The 22,879-nt window shown below is 42.7% G+C and carries 20 protein-coding genes; 11 read left to right on the forward strand and 9 right to left on the reverse strand.

Annotated elements, in window-relative coordinates:
* Positions 1-271: 271 nt before the first annotated feature.
* A complete protein-coding gene (locus JO943_RS00880) occupies positions 272-1,207 on the forward strand; it encodes a dihydrodipicolinate synthase family protein (RefSeq protein ID WP_202739700.1) in 936 nt (311 codons plus the stop codon).
* Between the two features lie 72 nt (positions 1,208-1,279).
* Here the strand turns inward: JO943_RS00880 and JO943_RS00885 are convergent, their stop codons facing one another.
* Complete coding sequence (locus JO943_RS00885; protein WP_202739701.1) at positions 1,280-2,194, reverse strand: DMT family transporter; 915 nt, start codon at positions 2,192-2,194, stop codon at positions 1,280-1,282.
* Positions 2,195-2,614: 420 nt separating this feature from the next.
* Here JO943_RS00885 and JO943_RS00890 point away from each other — a divergent pair, with 420 nt between their 5' ends.
* The 6 genes from JO943_RS00890 (at position 2,615) to JO943_RS00915 (ending at position 7,819) form a co-directional block, all read left to right on the forward strand.
* On the forward strand, positions 2,615-3,298 hold the full coding sequence (locus tag JO943_RS00890) for a GntR family transcriptional regulator (protein WP_005285464.1): 684 nt from the start codon (positions 2,615-2,617) through the stop codon (positions 3,296-3,298).
* A gap of 187 nt (positions 3,299-3,485) precedes the next feature.
* Positions 3,486-4,418, forward strand: coding sequence for a 4-hydroxyproline epimerase (locus JO943_RS00895; protein ID WP_202739702.1), 933 nt, complete (start codon positions 3,486-3,488; stop codon positions 4,416-4,418).
* Positions 4,415-5,518, forward strand: a complete 1,104-nt coding sequence (locus JO943_RS00900; protein WP_202739703.1) for an NAD(P)/FAD-dependent oxidoreductase — start codon at positions 4,415-4,417, stop codon at positions 5,516-5,518. The genes JO943_RS00895 and JO943_RS00900 overlap by 4 nt, the downstream gene beginning before the upstream one ends.
* Positions 5,519-5,749: a 2Fe-2S iron-sulfur cluster-binding protein gene (locus tag JO943_RS00905; protein ID WP_009515608.1), complete on the forward strand. Its 231-nt coding sequence runs from the start codon at positions 5,519-5,521 to the stop codon at positions 5,747-5,749.
* The gene (locus JO943_RS00910) at positions 5,749-7,011 is read left to right on the forward strand and encodes an FAD-dependent oxidoreductase (protein WP_202739704.1); all 1,263 of its coding nucleotides are present in this window, start codon (positions 5,749-5,751) and stop codon (positions 7,009-7,011) included. Before JO943_RS00905 ends, JO943_RS00910 begins: the two co-directional genes overlap by 1 nt.
* A gap of 46 nt (positions 7,012-7,057) precedes the next feature.
* The gene (locus JO943_RS00915) at positions 7,058-7,819 is read left to right on the forward strand and encodes an AraC family transcriptional regulator (protein ID WP_009515404.1); all 762 of its coding nucleotides are present in this window, start codon (positions 7,058-7,060) and stop codon (positions 7,817-7,819) included.
* A gap of 42 nt (positions 7,820-7,861) precedes the next feature.
* Here JO943_RS00915 and JO943_RS00920 read toward each other — a convergent pair whose 3' ends face one another.
* Positions 7,862-9,136: a DcaP family trimeric outer membrane transporter gene (locus tag JO943_RS00920; RefSeq protein WP_202739705.1), complete on the reverse strand. Its 1,275-nt coding sequence runs from the start codon at positions 9,134-9,136 to the stop codon at positions 7,862-7,864.
* A 252-nt stretch (positions 9,137-9,388) separates the two neighbouring features.
* Between JO943_RS00920 and JO943_RS00925 the strand changes: the two genes are divergently transcribed.
* Both JO943_RS00925 and uhpC read left to right on the forward strand, forming a co-directional pair.
* Positions 9,389-10,189, forward strand: coding sequence for an inositol monophosphatase family protein (locus tag JO943_RS00925; protein WP_202739706.1), 801 nt, complete (start codon positions 9,389-9,391; stop codon positions 10,187-10,189).
* A gap of 46 nt (positions 10,190-10,235) precedes the next feature.
* Positions 10,236-11,558 (forward strand): MFS transporter family glucose-6-phosphate receptor UhpC, encoded by a 1,323-nt coding sequence (gene uhpC / locus JO943_RS00930; protein ID WP_202739707.1) that lies wholly within the window; start codon positions 10,236-10,238, stop codon positions 11,556-11,558.
* A gap of 310 nt (positions 11,559-11,868) precedes the next feature.
* Here uhpC and abaF read toward each other — a convergent pair whose 3' ends face one another.
* From abaF to JO943_RS00945, 3 genes are all read right to left on the reverse strand, one after another.
* Entirely contained in the window at positions 11,869-13,161 is a 1,293-nt protein-coding gene (gene abaF, locus JO943_RS00935) for a fosfomycin efflux MFS transporter AbaF (RefSeq protein ID WP_202739708.1), read from the reverse strand.
* Positions 13,162-13,331: 170 nt separating this feature from the next.
* Complete coding sequence (locus JO943_RS00940; RefSeq protein WP_202739709.1) at positions 13,332-14,912, reverse strand: aldehyde dehydrogenase (NADP(+)); 1,581 nt, start codon at positions 14,910-14,912, stop codon at positions 13,332-13,334.
* Between the two features lie 190 nt (positions 14,913-15,102).
* Positions 15,103-16,674, reverse strand: a complete 1,572-nt coding sequence (locus JO943_RS00945; RefSeq protein ID WP_202739710.1) for an APC family permease — start codon at positions 16,672-16,674, stop codon at positions 15,103-15,105.
* 355 nt (positions 16,675-17,029) lie between these two features.
* Between JO943_RS00945 and JO943_RS00950 the strand changes: the two genes are divergently transcribed.
* A complete protein-coding gene (locus JO943_RS00950) occupies positions 17,030-18,199 on the forward strand; it encodes an MFS transporter (RefSeq protein WP_202739711.1) in 1,170 nt (389 codons plus the stop codon).
* A 1-nt stretch (position 18,200) separates the two neighbouring features.
* Here the strand turns inward: JO943_RS00950 and JO943_RS00955 are convergent, their stop codons facing one another.
* Entirely contained in the window at positions 18,201-19,691 is a 1,491-nt protein-coding gene (locus tag JO943_RS00955) for an amidase (RefSeq protein WP_202739712.1), read from the reverse strand.
* Positions 19,692-19,893: 202 nt separating this feature from the next.
* On the opposite strand from JO943_RS00955, the gene JO943_RS00960 reads away from it, so the two are divergent.
* Entirely contained in the window at positions 19,894-20,373 is a 480-nt protein-coding gene (locus JO943_RS00960; protein ID WP_032869232.1) for a hypothetical protein, read from the forward strand.
* A 47-nt stretch (positions 20,374-20,420) separates the two neighbouring features.
* Here the strand turns inward: JO943_RS00960 and accC are convergent, their stop codons facing one another.
* From accC to aroQ, 3 genes are read right to left on the reverse strand one after another with little or no spacing between them, the layout of a single operon-like run.
* Entirely contained in the window at positions 20,421-21,785 is a 1,365-nt protein-coding gene (gene accC, locus JO943_RS00965) for an acetyl-CoA carboxylase biotin carboxylase subunit (protein ID WP_005285498.1), read from the reverse strand.
* A gap of 17 nt (positions 21,786-21,802) precedes the next feature.
* On the reverse strand, positions 21,803-22,225 hold the full coding sequence (gene accB, locus JO943_RS00970) for an acetyl-CoA carboxylase biotin carboxyl carrier protein (protein ID WP_004771941.1): 423 nt from the start codon (positions 22,223-22,225) through the stop codon (positions 21,803-21,805).
* 27 nt (positions 22,226-22,252) lie between these two features.
* On the reverse strand, positions 22,253-22,702 hold the full coding sequence (aroQ, locus tag JO943_RS00975) for a type II 3-dehydroquinate dehydratase (RefSeq protein ID WP_009515629.1): 450 nt from the start codon (positions 22,700-22,702) through the stop codon (positions 22,253-22,255).
* Positions 22,703-22,879: the final 177 nt, after the last annotated feature.

The raw sequence follows: 22,879 nt of genomic DNA on the forward strand, positions 1-22,879 counted from the left end.
AAAGGGCTGAATTTTCAGCCCTTTTTGTTAAGAAAAATAAGATTGAATTTAAATTATTTTTAGAAAATTCTCTTTGCAAATAACAGATCAGGTCCTGTTGATGGATAAATGAGTGAGATTCTTTTTTAGAAAGGGCTTTTTTTATACATGTATATCGTATACGATATTCAAAATGTAGAGTAAGCCAATTTATCTAATATTCGTTTTTAAATTGGAAGCACACGAATGCATAACCATGAATGGTTTTAATCTTGATGATAGAGGAATAATTATGAGCAATATTTTTACAGGATGTATCCCGGCGTTGATGACTCCATGTACACCTAACCGTGAGCCTGATTTTGATGCGCTTGTGAAAAAAGGGCGCGAACTGATTGAAGCTGGAATGAGTGCGGTTGTATATTGCGGCTCAATGGGGGACTGGCCGTTATTGACCGAAGCTCAGCGTCAGGAAGGTGTCGCTCGTCTGGTAGCTGCGGGTATCCCGACAATTGTGGGAACTGGTGCAGTGAATACTAAAGAAGCAGTCTCTCATGCGGCACATGCTGAAAAAGTGGGTGCACACGGATTGATGGTTATTCCTCGAGTGTTGTCACGTGGCGCTTCTCCAGCCGCACAAAAAGCCCATTTTTCTGCCATATTAAAAGCTGCACCAAATCTGGCTGCGGTCATTTATAATAGCCCATATTATGGCTTTGCTACTCGCGCTGACTTATTTTTTGAGTTACGTCGTGAATTCCCGAATTTAATCGGTTTCAAAGAGTTTGGCGGTGCGGCTGATATGCGCTATGCGGCGGAGTTTATTACTTCGCAAGATGAGTCTGTCACCTTGATGGCGGGTGTGGATACCCAAGTCTTTCATGGTTTTGTGAACTGTAATGCAACAGGGGCAATTACAGGGATTGGCAATGCATTACCGAAAGAAGTTTTACAGCTGGTGGATTTAAGCAAAAAAGCTGCAGCAGGTGATGCGAAAGCACGTCGCTTGGCTCAAGAGCTGTCTGGTGCTTTAGAAGTACTTTCATCATTCGATGAAGGAACAGATCTGGTTCTTTATTATAAGTACTTAATGGTACTGAATGGGGATAAAGAATACAGTTTGCATTTCAACGAGACAGATGCATTAAGTGAATCTCAGCGCAAGTATGTTGAAACGCAATATGCATTGTTCCGTACCTGGTATCGTAATTGGTCTGCTGAGATCTGAGTAAGCTCTGTTAATTTTAAAAAAAGGCTAGGAAATCTAGCCTTTTTTAGTTCTGATAAGCTGGTTTAGATCTCAGTCCTTTTTTTTGGTCAGCACGATCACGCATAGCAAAATCAAGACTAGTCCTAAATAGCTATTAAACGTCAAGCTTTCCCCGACTAAATGGACAGCCAATAAGGTGGCCACTGGAATTTCTACCAAAGCTAAAGTCATGGCTTGGCTGGCAGGAATACGTTTTAGTCCAAAGCTAAAAAATAAATAACCCAGAAACATGGGAACAAGGGGAATATAGAGTGCTACCCAGATATTCGTTGCATAATCGAATAAGTGAGTTGCTGTAATGAACAGGGTTGGAAATAAGAGAACCGCTGAAATACCAAAAATAACGCCCATCGCAGCCCTTGAATCCACTCCCTCATGAATGAGATTTTTCATGATCCAAGAGTAAGTCGCATAGCTGAGACTGGAAAGCAGTCCAAAAAATATACCTAGAATATGCTCAGAAGAAATAACCTGATCTTGAGGGGGATGTTCACTGGAAAAACAAAGAAAAACAATTCCAGTGAAACCGAGAACAAAGCTGATGAACCATTGCAGAGAGAGCTTACGTTTGTCGAAAAACCATTCCAGCAAAACTGAAAATAAAGGAGCGCAACCAATTGAAATGACAGTTCCGACCGATACACCCGCCAAAGAGACAGAGGAATAAAAAGCAAAGGGGCAAAGGATTGAAACAATAACGGCGATGCAAATCTTGGTCTTGAAATTAACCAGTTTTAGGTAATTTTTTTGAATTGCTTTAAAACTGAGACATGCGTGAATTAAGCCGCCGAAACATACTGAAAGGCTAGCGATGACGATTGGGCTGATCCCCTTAGCAAAAGAAGCTGCTGTGCCTGCGCTTCCCCATAAAAAAGCAGCAAATAATACAGATAGGAAACCAGTGTAATAATTGAGGGAAAAAGCTGGTTTGGTTGGCATATTCATAAAGATTGGCTCAAACGTGAAAGCTTTTACGCAGACATTGTTGTACAGGGTAAAATGGTTTACCGTGCATAATTAAAGACTGAGTTGAGTGCTAAGAGAGAAGTTGACGTTTTCCCGTCATAAGAAATTAGAGTATGCCTGTGTATTACGATTTTAACTTGAATAAAAACTTCATCTTGATGACGATTTCAGCATAGTGAATAGTCATTTTGTCAATAAAATTGTATAAGGTATACTTTAACCAATGGTTCATTTTTTAAAATATCTGTTCATGTCGCAGGTCAAAATGATTAATAAAATTGATTTGATCAATGCTAAACTAGATTGAATAAATATGTTTATAAAAAGCTATGATTTCAATATATTGGATGAGTTCAAAGCTTTTCTTTTTTGTCATATCTTGAGGTAAAGAGAATATCCGTGACGCTACCATCTTTTAATGTATCGGATTTAGGTGCACTACCTTCAGTGTCTGAAGTGATTGTGAAATATATTAGAGAGGCAATTATTGCTGGACATATTGCTGAAGGTGAACCAATTCGTCAGGATGAAATTGCCAAGCTTTTTAATGTCAGTAAAATCCCGGTTCGTGAAGCTTTGAAGCAACTTGAGACAGAAGGTCTGGTTGAGTTCAAAAAGAATCGTGGTGCTATTGTTACCCGTATTTCTGAAGAGGAACTGGCACAGATTTTTGAGGTACGGGTGATGCTGGAAACCAAACTGATCCAGTTGGCTGTGCCGAACATGACCGAACAGACTTATCGCAAAGCAGAAGAAATTTGTAATGCTTTTATTGACACGATGGATATCGGAAGCTGGACCACACTAAACTGGCAATTGCATGCCTGTCTGTATGAACCAGCACAACGTCCCTATATGCTCAGTTTGATCCGTTCGATTTACGACAAGATTGAGCGTTATCTCAGGCTACAAATGAATGTCTCATCCGGTAAATCCAGAGCCAATGATGAACATAAAGAAATTGTGAAAGCCTGCAAAGCGAAAGATGTTGATTTGGCGGTCAGGTTGATTGAAGAGCATATTAATGGTGTGTGTCAGTCATTATATGAACATCTGCCACATTACAAGGCGAACAAAAAATAAGTGTAGTTGATGTTTGTCCCTTATTGCTATGAGTTAAATTAGGTCCAATGACCTAATTTTTTTGTCTTTGATTTTTAAAAAAGTTCTCGTCTAAAACTATGCTGATTTCGTCATATTTTAAGTCGAAAATGATCAAGCCTGATATGTTCTGTTGAGTCATCCTAGAAAAAAATGAAAGGATATTCAGATGAAAACAGTAAAGGTTTTGGATTCACATACAGGTGGAGAACCGACCCGATTAGTGCTTGAGGGTTTTCCAGATCTGGGCTCAGGCGATATGGAAAGCCGCCGTAAGATCTTGTCAGAACAATATGATCATTTCCGTACAGCGACCATGTTGGAACCACGGGGTAATGATGTTCTGGTTGGTGCTTTATTATGTAAACCTGTTAACCCTAAAGCCAGTGCTGGCGTGATTTTTTTTAATAACACAGGTTACTTGGGCATGTGTGGTCATGGAAGCATTGGCTTGGTGGCTTCCTTGGCACACCTGGGACAAATACAAGTAGGCACCCACTTAATCGAAACACCTGTAGGAGATGTTGAGGCGACCCTGCATGAGGATGGTTCAGTCAGTGTCCGCAACGTACCTGCATATCGTTACCAAAAAGCAGTCGAAGTTGAAATAGCACAGTATGGAAAAGTGACTGGCGATATCGCTTGGGGGGGAAATTGGTTCTTCCTGATCAATGATCATGGTCAAAGTGTTACAAGTGATCATCTAGAACAACTGACTGAATACGCATGGACCGTGAGACAAGCACTAAACGCGCAAGGGATCACAGGCAAGGATGGACAGGAAATCGACCATATCGAGTTATTCACAAGTGATACCGAGGCGGACAGTAAAAATTTTGTGTTGTGCCCTGGAAAAGCTTATGACCGTTCACCCTGTGGAACCGGAACCAGTGCAAAAATTGCGTGTTTAGCGGCCGATGGCAAACTCGAGCCAGGAACGTTATGGAAACAGGCCAGCATCATTGGAAGTCAGTTTGTTGCGTCTTATGAACAGGCTGGGGAATATGTGATTCCGACGATTCGGGGTGAAGCTTATATGAGTGCCGAAGCCATTTTGTTTATGGATGAAAAGGATCCATTTGCCTGGGGCATTCAGCTATGAGCACCGATGTAATTGTCATTGGTGCAGGTATTGTCGGAGCGGCCTGTGCTTATGAGTTGGCACGGCAAGGACTAAGTGTCCTTGTTTTAGATGCGCGTATAGGAGGTGCGACAGCCGCAGGCATGGGGCATTTGGTGATTATGGATGATTTGGAAGCCGAACTCCAACTCAGTCATTGGTCGGTTCAGTTGTGGCATGCATTGGGAAAGCAGCTTTCAGAAGAATGTGCCTATCGTCAGATTCCAACCTTGTGGCTTGCGAGCGGCGCTGAAGAAATGCAGGTTGCCGAAGAAAAATACCAACGACTTAGCGCACAAGGCGTCAGGTGCCAGCTCCGGTCTAGCGAAGAAATTCGCCAGCTTGAACCTCATTTGAAACAGGGTGTTTATGGTGGATTAGAAGTGTTGGATGATGGGATTCTATATGCACCCTGTGCTGCCGAATGGTTACTAAAACAATTTCCACAGCAGATTCAGTACCAACAAAGCAAAGTGACTGTCATTGAAGAAAATCGGGTTCAAGTGAGTGATGGAATCTGGTTGGAAGCAGAACATATTATTCTGGCAAATGGCATTCATGTGACAGATTTTTTCCCCGAGTTACCTATTGAGCCTAAAAAGGGGCATTTGGCTATTACCGATCGTTATCCTGAATTAAAGGTACAACATACACTGGTGGCCTTGGCCTATGCTGCCAGTACACAAGCCACCAGTGGTATCTCAGTTGCTTGTAATATCCAGCCTAGGCCGACAGGCCAGCTGTTTATTGGCTCATCGCGCCAGTTTAATACTGTCGATCCGACAGTCGAGCCAGAAGTTTTTACTCGTGTACTTAAAGAAGCGGTGGACTATTTTCCAGCATTGGCCGATCTCAATATTATTCGGGCATGGACGGGTTTTCGTGCAGCAACACCAGATGGCATCCCAGTCATTGGGCGGCATCCGGCTTTTCGGTCCGTTTATTTAGCCGTAGGTCATGAAGGACTCGGGGTGACCACGGCTACAGGTACGGCAAAGCTGATTGCTTCACATATCTGTAGATTACCTTTCGGTATTGATCCTGAACCTTTTTTACCTGATCGTTTTATTGGAGCTGTATAAATGATCCAGCTTTTTATTAACGGCAATTGCTTGACTGTGATGGATGGAATGACCGTTGCTGCTGCTCTGGCTCAGGCAAAATCCTATAGCCGTGTGTCTGTTTGTGGGGAGCAACGTACTCCTTTTTGTGGTATGGGCGTTTGTCAGGAGTGCCGTGTCAAGATTAACGGGTTTAGAGTATTGGCTTGCCAAACATTGTGTCAGCAAGGTATGCAGGTGGAAACGCACTAATGAAAACAGAATATGATATTGTGATTGTCGGTGCCGGTCCCGCAGGCTTATCCGCTGCCATTGCAGCTGCTGAAAGCGGGGAGCGTATATTAATACTGGATAATAATCCTCAGGCCGGCGGTCAGATTTGGCGGGCAGGGCCGATTTTTCCAGATCCAGAACTGGCGCAACAAACATATAGGCAGATCCAAACCAAACCTAATATTGAGTTTATGTTTGGTGCCAAGATTGTCGCAGCACCTTTTACTGGCCAATTACTGGTTGAGCGCGCGCATGACAGTCTGAATGTGACTTATCGCCAGTTGATACTATGTACAGGTGCCAGAGAACTCTTCTTACCTTTTCCCGGCTGGACATTGCCGGGCGTAACAGGCGCAGGTGGTTTGCAGGCTTTGGTCAAGGCCGGTACGCCTGTACACGATGAGCGTATTGTTATTGCCGGATCAGGCCCCTTGTTATTGGCTAGCGCAGATACAGCTAAAAAAGCTGGAGCGCAGGTATTATATGTCGCTGAGCAGGCGAATCATTCGACAGTACGAAAGTTTGCTCTACAGCTTTGGCGTTGGCCTGCAAAAATCTTTCAGGCATTGTCATTACCTCATCGCTTATATCAACCTGACAGTTATGTTGTGGAGGCCATTGGACAAGAACGCCTTGAACGCGTACGACTGCAAACTCCAAAAGGCATTATCGAGGTTGAGTGTGATCGTCTGGCTTGTGGTTTTGGCCTGATCCCAAATATCCAACTCGGACAGTTGCTGGGATGTCAGATCAAAGATCAGGCCATCGTTGTCGATGAATATCAGCGTAGTTCACAACCACAGGTTTTTGCGGCAGGTGAGTGTACCGGTTTTGGAGGGAGTGAATTGGCTATAGTTGAAGGGGCTATTGCTGGTTATGCTGCAATTGCTCAATATGAAAAAGCAAGGCAGTTCTTTGCCAAAAAACAGCGTTATCAACGATTTGCCACTTTGCTTCAGAAAAGTTTCAAGTTACGTTCTGAGTTAAAAACATTGGCCCGTCCAGAAACGATTTTTTGCCGCTGTGAAGATGTAAGGTTTGATCAGGTTGCTGAAAGAGCGAACTGGATCGATGCAAAGTTGCATACACGTTGTGGAATGGGTGCTTGTCAGGGAAGTACCTGTGCGACTGCAGCAGCTTGCTTATTTGACTGGCCACTTTCTAGTGCTCGACCACCCTTACTGCCGACACGGGTAAAAAGCTTAATGTCGATGACGACATGTTCTTTAAATCAAAAATAAAATGTTCTAGAGTAGGACAGTGATTATTTCGGTTCTGCTCTAGCTCATGTCCTTGGCTCATATTCCTCAACTCACTTCAACATTAGACGATTTTCTAAAGAATCTGGAAAATATAGAACCTTTATTCGATGCTTTGTCTTCAGTGGTTTTTTTTATTAAAAATACGGAAGCACGCTATGTGTTTGTCAATCGAACTCTGGTCAATCGGTGTGGGTTAAAAGAGAAAGCAGCCTTGCTGGGGAAAACTTCGGAAGAGGTTTTCCCCCATTCACTCGGTAAAATATATACATCACAAGATCTGCAAGTGATTCGCCGTGGTAAAAAACTTTCTGAGCAGCTTGAACTTCATTTGTATGCGAAAAACCAGTCAGGATGGTGTTTAACCTATAAAGAGCCTTTATTTGATCCTGCTGGCAAGCTGGTGGGGATAGCTGGAATTTCCAATGATTTGAATGTGCCAGAAAATACCCATCCCGCATTTTATAAAATGGTGCAGGTTGAGGAATATATCAAAAAAAATTATGCTGAAACAATTACTTTGGCTCATTTGACTGCAATTGCCGGGGTGTCGGTTGCACAGTTGGAACGGTACTGTAAAAAAATTTACCATTTAACGCCACGGCAAATGATTAGCAAGATTCGTTTGCAAGTCGCAACAGAACTATTGGCAACAGATTTAGCCATTACCGAGATTGGCTTACGCTGTGGTTATACCGACCATAGTGCATTTTGCCGTCAATTCAAACTACATACAGGCATGTCGCCGACTTTATTTAGAACGACATATAGAGCGAATATAATGAAATAACCCTAAACTGGTCAGGATTATTTCATTTAGAGGCTCACGATTTTAAAAATTATAACGCACCATGGCTTCCAGACGGTTGTCTATGCCTTTCTGATCATTAAAGGTCTTACGTTCACCATAGATATACTCCAGACCGAATGTGATCGGAGTAATAGGGCTATACATCATATACAACCAACCTTGTTGTAAACGCTTGTTCTGATTTTGATCTAAAAGAATATCCTGTTGGGCAAAAGCATTATTATCTTTTGCAAACATAGCACCGTAGCCTAGGGTTCCCTTGATCTTAGGAGTAAACTGATACGAAACCCCTGTAGTAAAACTGTCAAATTCATTTAAATAAATCTGTGTCTTGTTATCATTCATGAGATAGGCATTATTGGTATAAAGTAAGAAACGATCATCACCTTTTACATGTGAATAATCACCCATCAGTTTTAATTTTGGACTTAATTGATAACTGGCGCCAATTGCGGCTCCCCAGCTGAGTTCCTTTTCATTGTTTGCATCAGGTGCACGTAACTCTTGAATCATGGCTCTTGTAGAAATAGACCCATCTTCAAAATCATATTTTAGTTTTCCTGACAGTGTCGGAAGACGGTTTTCATCACGACCTTTTTCTAGGCTTATGAAATATTCTGGTCCAGCGCTAAGCTTATTGTTATAGCGAACGAGTGGTGTACGAAAAGTACCGATCCCTAAAGGAGACCCGAAATCCAGCATGTCTGGCTGTAAATCAGTTGCCAAGAAACTAGAGGTGGTTTGTCCAAATAACCAATTGTTATAGGTCAGGTAAACATGGCGTAAGCGTAGGGTGTCATTATTGACTCCTCCACGAAAATCCACTTCTAACTTCCCACCAATTTGTTGTCCTTCTATAGGTGTTTTAAAGTCCAGACCAAAACGAGTTGTGGTTACTGTATTATAAAAGCGATCCGTGTTTGTTTCTTGGCCGTCTAGATCCACTTTGTGGATACGGTTAAAAATACCATTCCCCCCTTTAAACTGGTAAGAAGAGTCACCCCGGATAAAGCCATAAAGCTGGAATTCTGCTCCAGATTTTGTGGTTAATTTGAGTGATTTTGAGGCAGTGTTTTCTGCCGCTCCTGCCTCAGTGGGAGTCTGATATTCAGAGCTTTTGACAGCTGATATATGCTGTTGCCGAATTAAAGCTTTTAATTCATTTACTTCTTTACGAAGCTGTTCAATTTCTAATGAGCTCTCCAGACTGGCTGAATGTCCACAGAGTGGAAGAGCGACGCTTAATGCAATAAATATGCATCTCGAAACCCTCGTTTTTTTAAATAAAAAAATCATATACCTATCCTGAGTATCTATATTGCTGATCCCTCACCATGACGAACGCTGGTGTTCAGCTATTTGGAAATAATTATTGGAAAACAAAAGCGATCTAAGCTTAGATTATTTTGCTTGATAAAGAATATCGTATACGATATTCTTTTGTCAAAATGTATTATCATTTTTAGGGTTAGGGGGAAAATGTTCTTGCTTGAATATTTTTTCTATGTAGAACAATAACTAAGATTAAAATTTAATGGAGAAATTGTTATGGACTACTCAATTTTCTTAGATACGGCGCATATGGCAGCAGACAGAGCGCGTTATATATTAAATGAACATCGTCAGAATTTTCGCTATCAGCATATACTTTTTGAAACCAAAGACGATGAAAGTCCGGTGACGGAAGTTGATCAATATGTTGAGCGGGAAATCCGAAAGATTATTGAAAAATTCCATCCTGATCATGACATTCTGGGGGAAGAGTATGGGGGAGAAAATCATCAGGCTGAATTTGTCTGGGTGATTGATCCGATTGATGGAACAAAACAGTTTATTTCAGGCTTTCCAACCTTTGGAACATTAATCGCACTGTGTCATAACGGTGTTCCGGTGCTTGGGATTATTGAACATCCTGCTGTGTCTGAACGTTGGGTCGGTGTCAAGGGACATAAAAGTACCCTGAATGGTCACGAGATTTCTACCCGTAACTGTACGACACTTGAAGCTGCATTGATGTCGTCAAGTAATACCGAACCTGTTTTAGCTGAGCACCGCAATGGTTATCAAAATATCATTTCCACGACCAAATGGCGTGTTTATGGCGCTGCTTGTTATGCCTATGCGTGTCTGGCGACCGGAAAAATTGATTTAAGTATCGATAGTGGTGGCATGCGAGAAGTAGACTACTGCGCATTAGTTCCTGTGATAGAAGGAGCGGGAGGCACAATTTCAGATTGGGAAGGCGCGCCCTTGACGATTCATTCTGGAAAAACAGTTGTTGCTGCCGCAACCAAAGAATTACACGAGCAAGCGATTCGATTTTTAAAACAGCATAAGGCTGAACAATAACAATAAACGGATTAAATATCCCAGTGTATTGGATATGGAGATTTATATGTTTTCCTGGATGAAAAGTGCCCCACCTCAGCCTGTATTAACCGATCAGAAAGAAATCGATGCGCTTTATAAATATTGGCGTATTCATGTCATGATTGCCTTATATCTGGGATATTCCACGTTTTACCTAACCAGAAAAAGCTTTAATTATGTTATGCCCGAAATGATTAAAGATTTGGGTTTAAGCCTTGCCGATGTCGGAATTTTAAGTACTTCTTTTTATTTGGTTTACGGGATTTCAAGATTTGCATCGGGGGTGATGAGTGACGCGGCTAATCCACGTTATTTTATGGGTCTGGGGCTAATTGTAACGGGCATCCTGAATATTGTATTTGGGATGAGCTCCACTTTATGGATTTTTGCCATTATATGGATTCTTAATGCATTTTTCCAAGGTTGGGGCTGGCCACCGTGTTCAAAAAGTTTAACGACTTGGTATTCTCGCAACGAACGCGGTTTCTGGTGGGCTTTGTGTAATACCTCTCACAATGTCGGTGGTGCTTTAATTCCTTTACTGGCGGGTGGCCTTGCTGTGCATTACGGTTGGCGTTATGGCATGTATGTTCCGGGTGTCATTGCTATTATTATGGGAGTTATTGTCTGCTTTCGCTTGAGAGATAAGCCAACCAGTTTAGGGCTGCCTTCTGTAGGAGAATGGCGTAATGATGAGTCAGAGTTAGCACAAGAAGCCAGAAGTAAAAAAATGAAGGTATGGGATATTCTCGTCACCTATATTTTTACCAATAAATATATCTGGCTGTTGGCCATGTCATATGTTTTGGTCTATATCGTGCGGACGGGTTTAAATGATTGGGCCAATCTGTATTTAGTCAAAGAGTATGGCTGGGGATTGGTGAAGGCCAACTCGGCATTAACCTTTCTAGAGATTGGTGGCTTCATCGGTACAATCGTTGCAGGTTGGGGGTCTGATGTTTTATTCAAAGGAAATCGTACCCCAATGAATATTATTTTTATGATCGGGATTGGCGCTGCTGCGGCTATCTTATGGTTTTTTCCCAATATTGGTTATGCGCTCACTGCGGGTTGTTTTTTCTTTCTCGGTTTCTTTATTTTTGGTCCACAAATGTTGATTGGGATGTCTGCTGCCGAAGCTGCCCATAAAGATTCAGCTGGTGCAGCAACAGGTTTTGTCGGTTTATTCGGATATCTGGGTGCTGCTTTATCAGGCTATCCTCTTGCCAAGATTATTGAATGGGTCGGGTGGAATGGTTTCTTTATTACCATGATTGTTGCGACTTTGGCCTCCGCAATTCTACTCTTACCTTTACTTTCATCAAAGAATCCGAGTAGAGCGAAGTAAGCTAGAAAATTAAAAAGATAATTTATAAAAAGAGAGTTCACGATTTAGGTGAACTCTCTTTTTATTGGATCACAAATTAATATCAATCGAACAATTTGGGTTTTATGCCAAAAATTAAATTCTATTAAGCTTGAAGATAGGATGTTGTTTAAATTATTTAATCTCTTTGAGCTTTGACTTAGAGAATACTGATTTCAATCAGGAACATTCAGATTGGGGAAGAAAATGATGATATTAATACTTAAAAGAATTCAAGTAGGCCAAATTATATTCTGGCCTACTGTGTGAAGGAATACAGGCTATAAGGCAGTTACTTGCTATCCTCGAATGCCAAAGAGCGACCTTTTGTTTCTTTAACCAACAGAATTGAAATAATGGAAATTAGACTGGCTGCAACCAGATAGAGTGAAATTGGAGTCGAGCTATTAAATTCTTTCAATAAACTAAGGGCAATCAGTGGAGCGAGTGAACCCGCCATGATCGGGGCAACCTGATAGCAAAAAGACAGTGCGGTATAGCGAATATGAGTGGGGAACAACTCTGTCATGAGAGCTGAATAGGGTGAGTAAGTCATTGATTCAATAAACAGGCCAAGCACAATCGCCAGCATAATGAGCCAGTCATTACCCGTATCCATTAAAGGAAAACCGATAAATCCCCAAAAGGCGGTGAGAACCGCGCCAATCAGATAAATCGGTTTACGTCCGAAAACATCACTTAAATGTCCCATCAATGGAATAATGAAGAAATGAATCAGATGTGCCCCAAACATCAAGAGTAAAATCTGGGAAGTGTCTTTATGGACGACCAGCTTTAAATAACTGATCGAAAAGGTCACCACCATATAGTACAAGATGTTTTCAGCAAATCTGGCTCCAATCCCCGCAATCACTGATTTCTTATGATATTTTAAGACTTCAATAATCCCCAGTTGCTGATTCTCAATAAGTTGCTGTTTTGCTTGTGCCTGCTTAAATACTTCGGCATCGTCAACATTCTTACGAATCCATAGACCAATCAGTACCACCACGGCCGAGAACCAGAAGGCACAGCGCCATCCCCAATCTAAAAATTGTTCTGGGGACAGGTTTTTAGACAAAAGTAGGAGCACCAGCGTTGCAACCAGATTTCCCAAAGGAACTCCGGTTTGGGGCCAGCTAGCCCAATATCCGCGTCGATCATCAGGACTATGTTCGGAAACCAGAATAACTGCGCCGCCCCATTCACCGCCAAAAGCAAAGCCCTGGATTAAGCGTAGGATCACCAGTAGCGTCGGAGCCCAATAACCAATTTGATGAAAACTTGGAATGCAGCCCATTAAAAAAGTGGTTATGCCAACAATAATCAGGCTGATTTGTAATAGTTTTTTTCGGCCAAATTTATCACCATAATGACCGAATACTAAACCACCAATAGGCCTAGCCAGAAAGCCAACAGCGTATAAGGCAAAGGCTGCCAAAATACCATCAATAGCGCTGCCTGTTTGTTGAAAGAACAGTTCGCCAAAGACCAGGGCTGAAGCTGTGCCGTAGAGAAAAAATTCGTACCATTCTGCAACGGAGCCAACCATAGAGGCGGCAACCACCTTTTTTAAAGTTGTCATAGATTAATATCCTTATTCAAACGCTTCTCTACTGATGAGAGCTGTATGGGTTTGAGTCTCTTGTTTTGTATTTTTTATTTTTATTGGTATACAGATGAATCACCTGTAATTCAGATTTTTAGATTGAAATAAAAAGGAGTTCATTGTCGGCAATGAACTCCTGAATCATTTTAAAGTGCAGCTGCGGTCATTGCTCCATTGACTAAACGCAGAATCCCAAGCGGATTGGCATTTTGCAGGGCAGGTGGCAGTAAATGATCAGGGTAGTTTTGATAACACACCGGGCGAAGGTAGCGTTCAATAGCCAGAGTACCGACTGAAGTTCCGCGTGCATCTGAAGTGGCTGGATACGGTCCGCCGTGTACCATGGCATCACAAACTTCAACACCCGTTGGATAACCATTAAGCAGCAGACGTCCAGCCTTTTCTTCTAACAATGGAATAAGTACGGAGAGGTCATTGAGATCTTGTGCTTCAGCAATTAAAGATGCGGTAAGTTGACCGCGCAAACCAGCCAGAGCAAGGCTCAGTTGTTGGGCAGTTTCAACTTCAATTACAATCGTTGTTGGTCCAAAGATCTCTTCTTGTAATAACTCATCCTGTTCAAGTAACAGGGATACATCTGCTTTAAACAGCTGAGGATGGGCCTGGTTTCCCTGTTGTGCCTGCCCCGCTAAATGTTGGATTTTAGCATGGGCAAGTAATGCATCCAGTCCCTGGTGATAGCTCTGTAAGGTACCTTTGTTCAACATGGTTTGTGCCGGCTGCTGTGCCATATGCTGAGTGAACTGGACTAGGAACTGACTAAATTCAGGCGATTTTATACCAAGAATTAAACCCGGATTTGTACAGAATTGACCGCAACCTAAAACAACCGAAGCACTCAGCTCTGCCGCAATTTTATCACCACGGACCTTTAGGGCCTCAGGTAGCAGAATCATCGGGTTAATGCTCGACATTTCTGCGAATACTGGAATCGGCTCAGGGCGTGCAGCTGCAAGATCACATAAAGCTTGCCCTCCTTTTAAAGACCCTGTAAAACCCACAGCTTTAATCAGTGGATGTTTAACCAAGGCCTCACCTACACCTTGCCCATAGATCATGCTGAATATCCCGTCTGGTAAGGCACATTTTTTAATTGCAGTAGTAATGGCCGTTGCAATATATTCTGCAGTTGCCATATGGCCGCTGTGCGCTTTGACAATAACAGGACAACCTGCGGCAAGCGCCGAGGCAGTATCTCCGCCAGCTGTCGAAAATGCCAGTGGAAAATTACTTGCGCCAAATACCGCAACCGGGCCAATACCAGTTTTGTATTGGCGTAAATCTGGACGGGCTAAGGGTTGGCGTTCTGGCAAAGCCTGATCGATACGTGCTCCTAAATAGTCACCACGACGTAGCACTTGGGCAAATAAACGTAACTGGCCTGTGGTTCGCCCGCGTTCACCACGGATACGCGCTTCAGGTAGGGCAGTTTCCTGACAGACGATGCTGATGAACTGATCATCTAGTGCATCTATTTCATTGGCAATGCTTTCAAGTAAATGGGCACGTTCAGCGGGAGAGGTTTGTTTAAATACGGCAAATGCGACATATGCGGCTTGAACTGCTTGATTCACTTCTTCTGCTGTAGCCTGAGCAAACTGATAAGGTAGGCGCTCACCAGTACTTGCATCATAACTGAAAACAGCTTTCTCGCCTGCGCTTGAGCGTTGACCTGCAATAAAGTTCTGACCTGAAAGATTAAACATATTCTTCCTCATGTGATGGAAATGAAAATTAATACGAGGCCTTCTTTTAAGATAAGTTTGAAAGAAGGCTGTGTTTATGTTGACGAATCGATTGAAAATTTTTGAGAGGCAGGGTTGCTCAGCGTATTTCATATACAATGCTTGGCAGCTACAACATCTCGACAATTGGCTTTCTCAGTAAGGATCGTTATTAAGCTTCGTTGTCATCTTTAATCATGGCTTTTGGCAAACCTGAATTGATACCCCAGTAGTAACAAGTGATCGCAATCACCATAACCAGTAGGGTATCCATAGGTGCTGCAAGCACATGGGAAGCACCTTCACCAAAACTACCTAAATAGGATGCAACGATCATTAAAATGTAATAGCTAATGAGCCAGCCAGAAGATTTCAATTGTTGAGCCAAACTGACTTCATGTGTTGGTACATAGCGTTTAAAGAGCACATAAAGAACAAACAAGACAATTTGTGAACCAAGTAACCACGAAATCACATTCCAGCCAGACCAATACACAATAAATGAGGCAATGATGAAAGAAACCGGACCCAGAAATGTAAAGCCTTTTACGAAGAATGGGCGTGGTAAATCTGGTGCATTACGGCGTAAAGCACCGACAGTAATAGGGGCAAGCGCATAACTGAGAACCAATGCGGCTGAAACTACAGAGATAAGCTTTTCCCAAGAAGGAAATGGCATGGTCCAAAACAGTGATAATGCAAAAGTCAGCCATAATGCATAACGCGGAATACCTGATTTCGGGTCCACTCGAGTAAAGATACGGAAAAATGTATTACTGTTTGACCAGGCATAGATGACCCGTGGCGTGGCTGCCATATAGATATTACCGCAACCGGAAGGTGAGATAATGGCATCGGATACGACCAGTATGGCTAGCCATCCTAAACCCAGTAACATGGCAATATCACGATAGGGAAGCGGGAACTGATTGCTTAGGCCTTGCCAACCATGATTTAACATTTCTGTTGGTACTGCCCCTAGGAAAGCAACTTGTAAGACCACATAAATCACGGTGGCCAGGACAACAGATAAAATCAAGGCAAATGGAATGGTGAATTGTGGGCGTTTTACTTCACTTGCAACAGAAATAATAGGCGTGAGACCGAGATATGCAAAAATAATCCCACCTGCTGAAACAGCGCCTTGTACGCCTTGTGCTCCCATTGGTGCAAATTCAGTCATGCTAAAATTTGCAGGTTTAAAGTGATACAGGAGGGCTACAATGACTAAAACTGGGACTGCAAACTTTAAAATACTAATAATATTATTGGCGACAGCAAAAGTTTTGATACTGAAATAATTGAGCGCAAAAAACAGACATAACAGTGCAAATTGAAATAGCCAACCGATAACACTCGGTGAGCGGATACCATCATGGATAACTGTCAGTGAGGGAAACCAGGCGGCTGCATATTCGCGGGCTGCAACCACCTCAATGGCGATCAGGCTTGAAAATGCAATGACCGTAATTGAACCAAGCAGATATCCTTGCAAGGGGCCATGGGAAAATACCGGATAGCGGATAATCCCTCCAGCTCTAGGCAGAGCTGCGCCGAGTTCACAATAGATAATCCCTAAAATGAGAACGGCAAAACCGCCAATCAGCCAGGAAATAATACCTGCGGGACCGGCTTGTGCCGCGACATGGCTAGCAGAAAATAACCATCCTGAACCAAATATGGCACCTAAACCAATGAAGGTGAGATCCATGAGTGAGAGTTGTTTCTTAAATTGACCTGACATCACGTTTTCCTTAACGGTATCGCTCTAGTTATTTTGAATATCGTATACGATATAATTTTAATGGTAAATAGAAATGTATTACATTTTTGAATTTGATCATTAATAAATCATTAAGCAATTGAAATTTATTGTTAAATTTACAAGTAGATCAGAGTAAGGTGAATCGGCTAAGCTGGTGTTTTAGGGCAATGGCAAAAAAGACAAATAAATTTGCTGTAGCAAAAGTTTATAAAGAATCTGAAAGAGATATGGCATCTAGCGTATTTCAAGGTATCATGCATTTCCTGAAGCCGATTAAAAATAAAAGCATTTTTATTTCATTGGCTGGAATTTTTAGCTTAGTGTACCTAGTTCAATGCCATCACTTACAATCAATACTCGGCTGTCAGGCTTCTATTTTTTCTACTATGCCATCGTTGGGACTTTCATGCCGTATTGGAACCTGTATCTGCAAGATCAGGGGTTCAACTATCAAGAGATTGGCATTCTTTCTTCCATCGCCATTATTACCCGTTTTTTTGCACCGCTGATCTGGGGCTGGATTGCCGATAAGTCTGGCAAACGCATGCTACTGGTACGTATTGCCACCTGGATGGAAGCCTGTATCTGGTTCGCTATATTTGTGATTCCAAATAGCTTTCAATCGGTTGCATTATTGATGCTGATTTTTAGTTTCTTTCAAAATGCCATTCTGGCGCAGTTTGAAGGCGTGACCTTATTCTGGCTGGGCGAGAAACGGGCTGAACTGTATGGCAAAGTACGGAAGTGGGGTTCAGTCGGGTTTATTGTCGGGGTATTTGTGATTGGCGCCTTACTGGAGATTATTCCGATCTCCATGCTGCCAATATTACTTTTAGCGATTTCATTTCTGGCCTTTCTCTGGTCATTTAGCATTAAAGAACCAGAGCATGCGCCGAGCTCGCAAAAAAAATTACAACCCTTGTGGCCTGTTCTAAAAAAACCTGTTGTGGCCGCATTCTTTAGCATTGAATTTATTTTATTATTTTCATTGGCGCCATTTTATAGTTTCTATAGTAATTTCCTTAAAGAGATTGGATTTAGTACCACACAAATCGGTAGTTTATGGGCGATGGGGGTGATCGCTGAGATTGTCATGTTTGCGGTCGCGCAAAAAGTCTTTTTTACCCGCTTTTCTTGGCGGACACTGGTGGTGGTTTGTCTGTTGCTCACCAGTCTGCGCTGGTGGCTGGTGGGGATATTAGAGAGCAATTATATTGGACAATTACTCACGCAATGCTTACATGCCTTTAGTTTTGGCCTGTTCCATCTGATCGCCATGAAAATCATTTTCCAGAATTTTTCGGCAGAGCAACAAGGCCGTGGACAAGCGCTGTATAGCACCATGTGGGGCTTAGGTGTAGCGTCTGGCAGCTTATTGGCAGGGCACTACTGGCAGATGCTTTCAGGCATGACCATCTTTTTCTGTGCCAGTGCTGTGGTGTTGCTGGGGCTATTATTGGTGGTATGGCTACCGAATCAGCTTGAAACGGCAGCCAAAAGCTAGTCTAGAGCCGGATATGCTGATATTGAAGCATCCAGGGTTGTGCCTGTTCAAGCTGTGCTGCCAGTTGTAGCAAGCGATCTTCCCGTCCAAACGGCGCGATAAACTGACTACCCAGTGGCAAGCCTTGTTTATTCCAGTAGAGGGGAACTGACATGGCCGGCAAGCCGGTGACATTGGCTAACTGGGTAAAAGGGACCCAGCTCAGGTTGTCCTGTACCATCTTTTCGACCAGTTTACCTTGAGCGAGATAATGCGCTTTGCCCAGTTTTAACAAGCCTTTCAATATCGGTTTCTGCCAGGCTGGGGTCGCAACTTCACCGTTCTTTGGCGCCACCGAAGCAGTGCTAGGGGTAAGATACAGGTCATATTGTTCAAAGAAAATATTCATCTGGGTGCTATAGAGGCCCCAATTATCAAGGGTATGAATATATTCTGTTGCCGTAGTTTTGGCTCCAAAAGCGGCTAATGCGATTGAATCCAGTTCAAAGTCTTGATCGGTTGCCCCATATTGCTGTTTGATTTGTGCCTGCATATAAGAAAACTGGCTAAACCATGTGGTCACGAAGTCTTTTGCCAAGGCCAAACCATCAATTTTGGGTTGATCTTCCACCACCATATGTCCCAATGATTCCAGCAGTTTTGCGGTTTTCTGCACTGCTTGAATCGCATCTTGAGAGACTTTGGTGCCAATTGGGGATCGGGTATTAAACGCGATTCTGAGCTTTTTAGTAGGTTGTTGAATGATGTCGCTGTATTTTTGTGCTGGCGCTTCAATTCTAAATAGTGAGGTTTGTTCAGGGCCTTGCTCGGCATCAAGCATGGCAGCACTATCACGTACAGTTTTGCTTAGAACATGCTGCATGGCTGCGCCGTGCATGGCTTCACTAAATTGTGGTCCCCACGGCGTACGTCCGCGACTTGGTTTTAAGCCAAAGAGACCGCAATAAGAAGCGGGGATACGGATTGAACCACCGCCATCACCTGCACCCGCAATCGGGACAAGACCTGCCGCTACCGCAGAGGCTGAACCGCCTGAAGAACCGCCGCTATTATGCTTTAAATTCCACGGGTTATGACATGCACCCCACGCATCAGGTTCGGTAATGCCTTTTATGCCAAACTCTGGCGTGTTGGTCCGGCCAAAAGTGACAATACCGGTATTTTCCCAGCGATTGACAATTTCAGCATTAAAATCAGGGACGTAATTTCGATTTTTAAGGGCATGGCTACCATAGGAGGTCGGGATGCCTTGGTATTCCTGAAACAGATCCTTCACCAGAAACGGAACACCTGCAAAGGCGCCAGAACGTTGTTGGCTTGCGCGCTGTTTTGCATGTTCGTACATGGGAATAATCACAGCATTGAGCTTGGGATTGACCTGTTGGGTGCGTTGTAGTGCAATGTCCAGCAATTCGGAAGCCTGGACTTGTTTTGTTTTGACTAGTTGGGCCAGTCCAAGACCATCGTATTGCACATATTCTGAAAACTTCATGGCTTTTATCCCTAAAGCTAAATTGTTATAAAGTAAAAATAAATATAAGTTGTAAAATAGAATACCTGAAAAAATAACAGAACAATCAATTAAATTACATGCCAAAAATATTGTGTTTATATGGTTATGAATGCGTGTTTTTATCAAAAAATATGCTAATTTAAGCGCATGCACCGTTTTAGATGACGACTTAATTAAATCTATGAAAAATATTTATATTATTGGATTATTATGGGCTTGCTCAACATGGACTATGGCCGAGACGGTCGTAAATAACAAGACAGCACCAACGCCTCAGCAAGTGGCTAAAGCGAATGCGATTCGTGTAACCACGCGCCCTGAAATTATGGGGTTATGGGGAATGGAAATTCCAAATAATAAGAAATGCGTGGAATACTATAATTTTCGTGGTTCCAGCGATGTAGTGATTAAAAGCGGACAGGAGTGGTCGTACGGTTTATATGATTATCAGCCTTCTGAAGATCATCAAGAGCGCTTACCCGCGCTGATCTTGCAGATCAAGTATGACAATAATGAAAAAGATTGTTCTGGCCAAGCTCAGGATCAAACAGGCGAGGTTTCCCAATATTTCGTAAAATGGTCAAACGATCACACCATTGATTTCTGTGCCAGCGAGAAGGGCGATAAATGCTTTGCAACCTTACGCCGCGTATTGCCTTAATCAATAAACAGATATAAAAAAGCCTCTTAAATAAGAGGCTTTTTTATTTAGGCTTTTTCAGCTTGCGGTTCAAGCTGTTTGAGCAAGTGTTTTTCGAGGTAATGAATATCCATTGCCTGTTCACAGAAGTTCTTATCTTGCAGGATAAGATCTTTATGCAAAGGAATATTGGTTTTAATTCCTGTCAAAATCATTTCATCTAAGGCTTGGCGCATACGGGCCAGAGAGGTTTCACGATCTTTACCATGGGCAATCAATTTTGCAATCATTGAATCATAGTAAGGCGGAATGCTATAACCTTGATAAATATGTGAATCTAGGCGAATGCCCGCACCACCCGGTGCATAGAAGCTTTCAATCTTGCCTGGTGAAGGCAGGAATGTAGTTGGATCTTCGGCATTGATACGACATTCAATCGCATGGCCTTTGACTTCGATTTGTTCCTGTTCAAGCGCTAAGCCTAAACCCGCAGCAATACGAAGTTGCTGTTCAATAATGTCCACGCCTGTCACCATCTCAGTCACAGGATGTTCAACCTGAACACGTGTATTCATTTCAATGAAGAAGAATTCACCGTCTTCAAACAAGAACTCGAATGTTCCCGCGCCACGATACTGCATCAATTTACACGCATTGACACATGCTTCCAGAATATCCGCACGCGCTTGTTCTGGTAAGTTTGGCGCAGGTGCTTCTTCTAGCACTTTTTGATGGCGGCGCTGTAACGAGCAGTCACGATCATATAAGTGAATCGCATGACCATTCCCATCACCGAGAACCTGTACTTCAACATGGCGAGGTTTCTGTAAGAAACGCTCCATATACACGGTATCATCACCGAACCACATTTCAGCATCACGCTGTGCAGCCTGAACTGATTCCAGCAGGGTATCGACACGTTCGACAATACGCATACCACGACCACCACCACCAGAAGCGGCTTTTACGATCAATGGAAAGCCAATTTCTTTGGCTTCAGCAAGTGCGTTGTGAATGGTAACCGCATGATCACAACCTGGTACGGTTGGAACACCCGACTTTTTCATGGCAATAATGGCAGAAACCTTATTTCCCATGAGGCGGATATGTTCAGGGCGAGGACCAATGAAAATGAAACCTGAGCTTTCTACAATTTCAGCAAATTCAGCATTTTCAGACAGGAAGCCATAACCAGGATGGATTGCATCTGCACCTGTAATTTCTGCAGCAGTAATAATTGCAGGAATATTTAAATAGCTTTCACTTGTGGTACCTGGCCCAATACATACTGCTTCGTCAACGAAGCGTAAATGCATCAAGTCTTTGTCGGCATCTGAATAGATACCTACTGTTTTAATGCCAAGAGTTTTACAAGCCCGAGTAATTCGTAAAGCGATTTCACCACGGTTTGCAATTAATACTTTTTGCAACATCGGAATCCCCAGACAAATTAAGCACGGTAGCGGAAAAGTGGTTGACCGAATTGGATCACTTCGCCATTTTTCACTAAAATTTCTTCAATGACACCGCTCTTGGTTGCTTCGATCGGGTTCATGATTTTCATCGCTTCGATGATACCGAGTGTTTCACCCGCAGAAACTGTTTGACCTACATTTACAAATGGTGCTTCACCCGGGCTTTGTGCGGCATAGAACACACCTACCATTGGTGAAGTTTCAACTGCACCACGTGGTGTTTTTGCTGCTGGCGCTGCTGGGGCAGATGCTGCTGGTGCTGCTGCAACCGGTGCTGCTGCATAAACAGGTGTAGGACGAGTTAACGAGATGGACTGGTCACCTTCCTTAACTTCAATCGCCTGTAAGTCAGATTCAATCATCAAGTCGATGAGCTTCTTGATTTTACGGATATCCATGAGTGAGCATTCCTAATGTGTTTAAAATTAGTTAGAAGATTGAATTTTTTCGATAGCGTAATCGAGTGCAAAGGAATAACCCTTCGCACCTAAGCCACAAATCACGCCAATGGCCTTATCTGATAAATATGAGTGATGACGAAATGCTTCACGCGCGTGAACATTTGACAAATGAACCTCAATAAACGGGATCGCAACGCCGAGTAGGGCATCGCGTAAAGCAACCGATGTATGGGTCAGGGCAGCAGGGTTGATAATGATGAATTTCACCCCTTCAGCTTGTGCCTGATGAATGCGATCGACAATCGCACCTTCCCAATTGCTTTGAAAAGAATCTAGTGTGAGTGATGCGTGTTTAGCCTGAGCAGTGAGTTGCTGGTTAATATCCTCTAAAGTGAGATAACCATAAACTTCTGGTTCGCGCTTTCCTAGCAAGTTCAAATTCGGTCCGTGAATCACCAAAATGGTTGAGCTCATTCAGCCTGCTCCAATTCTAAAACTGCAAATGTTTTTTGCAAGATGTCTGCAAAGTTTGCTTATTATGGCATAAAATTCTGCAATTTTTTTATAATTTGTTTTAATCGATGAAGAATATTGCATACCAAGCATGGTGCATATAATGAAAACTTTGCAAGGAATTGGCAATGTTAAAAT

Source organism: Acinetobacter sp. 'aerobic (ED)' (genome assembly GCF_904886855.1).
Taxonomy (GTDB): domain Bacteria; phylum Pseudomonadota; class Gammaproteobacteria; order Pseudomonadales; family Moraxellaceae; genus Acinetobacter; species Acinetobacter courvalinii.

Coding starts and splice junctions, on each gene's coding strand:
- abaF (WP_202739708.1), bottom strand. CDS start 13,161: ATGACAACTTTAAAAAAGGTGGTTGCCGCCTCTATGGTTGGCTCCGTT.
- JO943_RS00910 (WP_202739704.1), top strand. CDS start 5,749: ATGAAAACAGAATATGATATTGTGATTGTCGGTGCCGGTCCCGCAGGC.
- JO943_RS00900 (WP_202739703.1), top strand. CDS start 4,415: ATGAGCACCGATGTAATTGTCATTGGTGCAGGTATTGTCGGAGCGGCC.
- JO943_RS00940 (WP_202739709.1), bottom strand. CDS start 14,912: ATGTTTAATCTTTCAGGTCAGAACTTTATTGCAGGTCAACGCTCAAGC.
- JO943_RS00920 (WP_202739705.1), bottom strand. CDS start 9,136: ATGATTTTTTTATTTAAAAAAACGAGGGTTTCGAGATGCATATTTATT.
- JO943_RS00880 (WP_202739700.1), top strand. CDS start 272: ATGAGCAATATTTTTACAGGATGTATCCCGGCGTTGATGACTCCATGT.
- uhpC (WP_202739707.1), top strand. CDS start 10,236: ATGTTTTCCTGGATGAAAAGTGCCCCACCTCAGCCTGTATTAACCGAT.
- JO943_RS00945 (WP_202739710.1), bottom strand. CDS start 16,674: ATGTCAGGTCAATTTAAGAAACAACTCTCACTCATGGATCTCACCTTC.
- JO943_RS00905 (WP_009515608.1), top strand. CDS start 5,519: ATGATCCAGCTTTTTATTAACGGCAATTGCTTGACTGTGATGGATGGA.
- JO943_RS00950 (WP_202739711.1), top strand. CDS start 17,030: ATGCCATCACTTACAATCAATACTCGGCTGTCAGGCTTCTATTTTTTC.
- JO943_RS00885 (WP_202739701.1), bottom strand. CDS start 2,194: ATGAATATGCCAACCAAACCAGCTTTTTCCCTCAATTATTACACTGGT.
- JO943_RS00955 (WP_202739712.1), bottom strand. CDS start 19,691: ATGAAGTTTTCAGAATATGTGCAATACGATGGTCTTGGACTGGCCCAA.
- JO943_RS00895 (WP_202739702.1), top strand. CDS start 3,486: ATGAAAACAGTAAAGGTTTTGGATTCACATACAGGTGGAGAACCGACC.
- accB (WP_004771941.1), bottom strand. CDS start 22,225: ATGGATATCCGTAAAATCAAGAAGCTCATCGACTTGATGATTGAATCT.
- JO943_RS00915 (WP_009515404.1), top strand. CDS start 7,058: ATGTCCTTGGCTCATATTCCTCAACTCACTTCAACATTAGACGATTTT.
- JO943_RS00925 (WP_202739706.1), top strand. CDS start 9,389: ATGGACTACTCAATTTTCTTAGATACGGCGCATATGGCAGCAGACAGA.
- accC (WP_005285498.1), bottom strand. CDS start 21,785: ATGTTGCAAAAAGTATTAATTGCAAACCGTGGTGAAATCGCTTTACGA.
- aroQ (WP_009515629.1), bottom strand. CDS start 22,702: ATGAGCTCAACCATTTTGGTGATTCACGGACCGAATTTGAACTTGCTA.
- JO943_RS00960 (WP_032869232.1), top strand. CDS start 19,894: ATGAAAAATATTTATATTATTGGATTATTATGGGCTTGCTCAACATGG.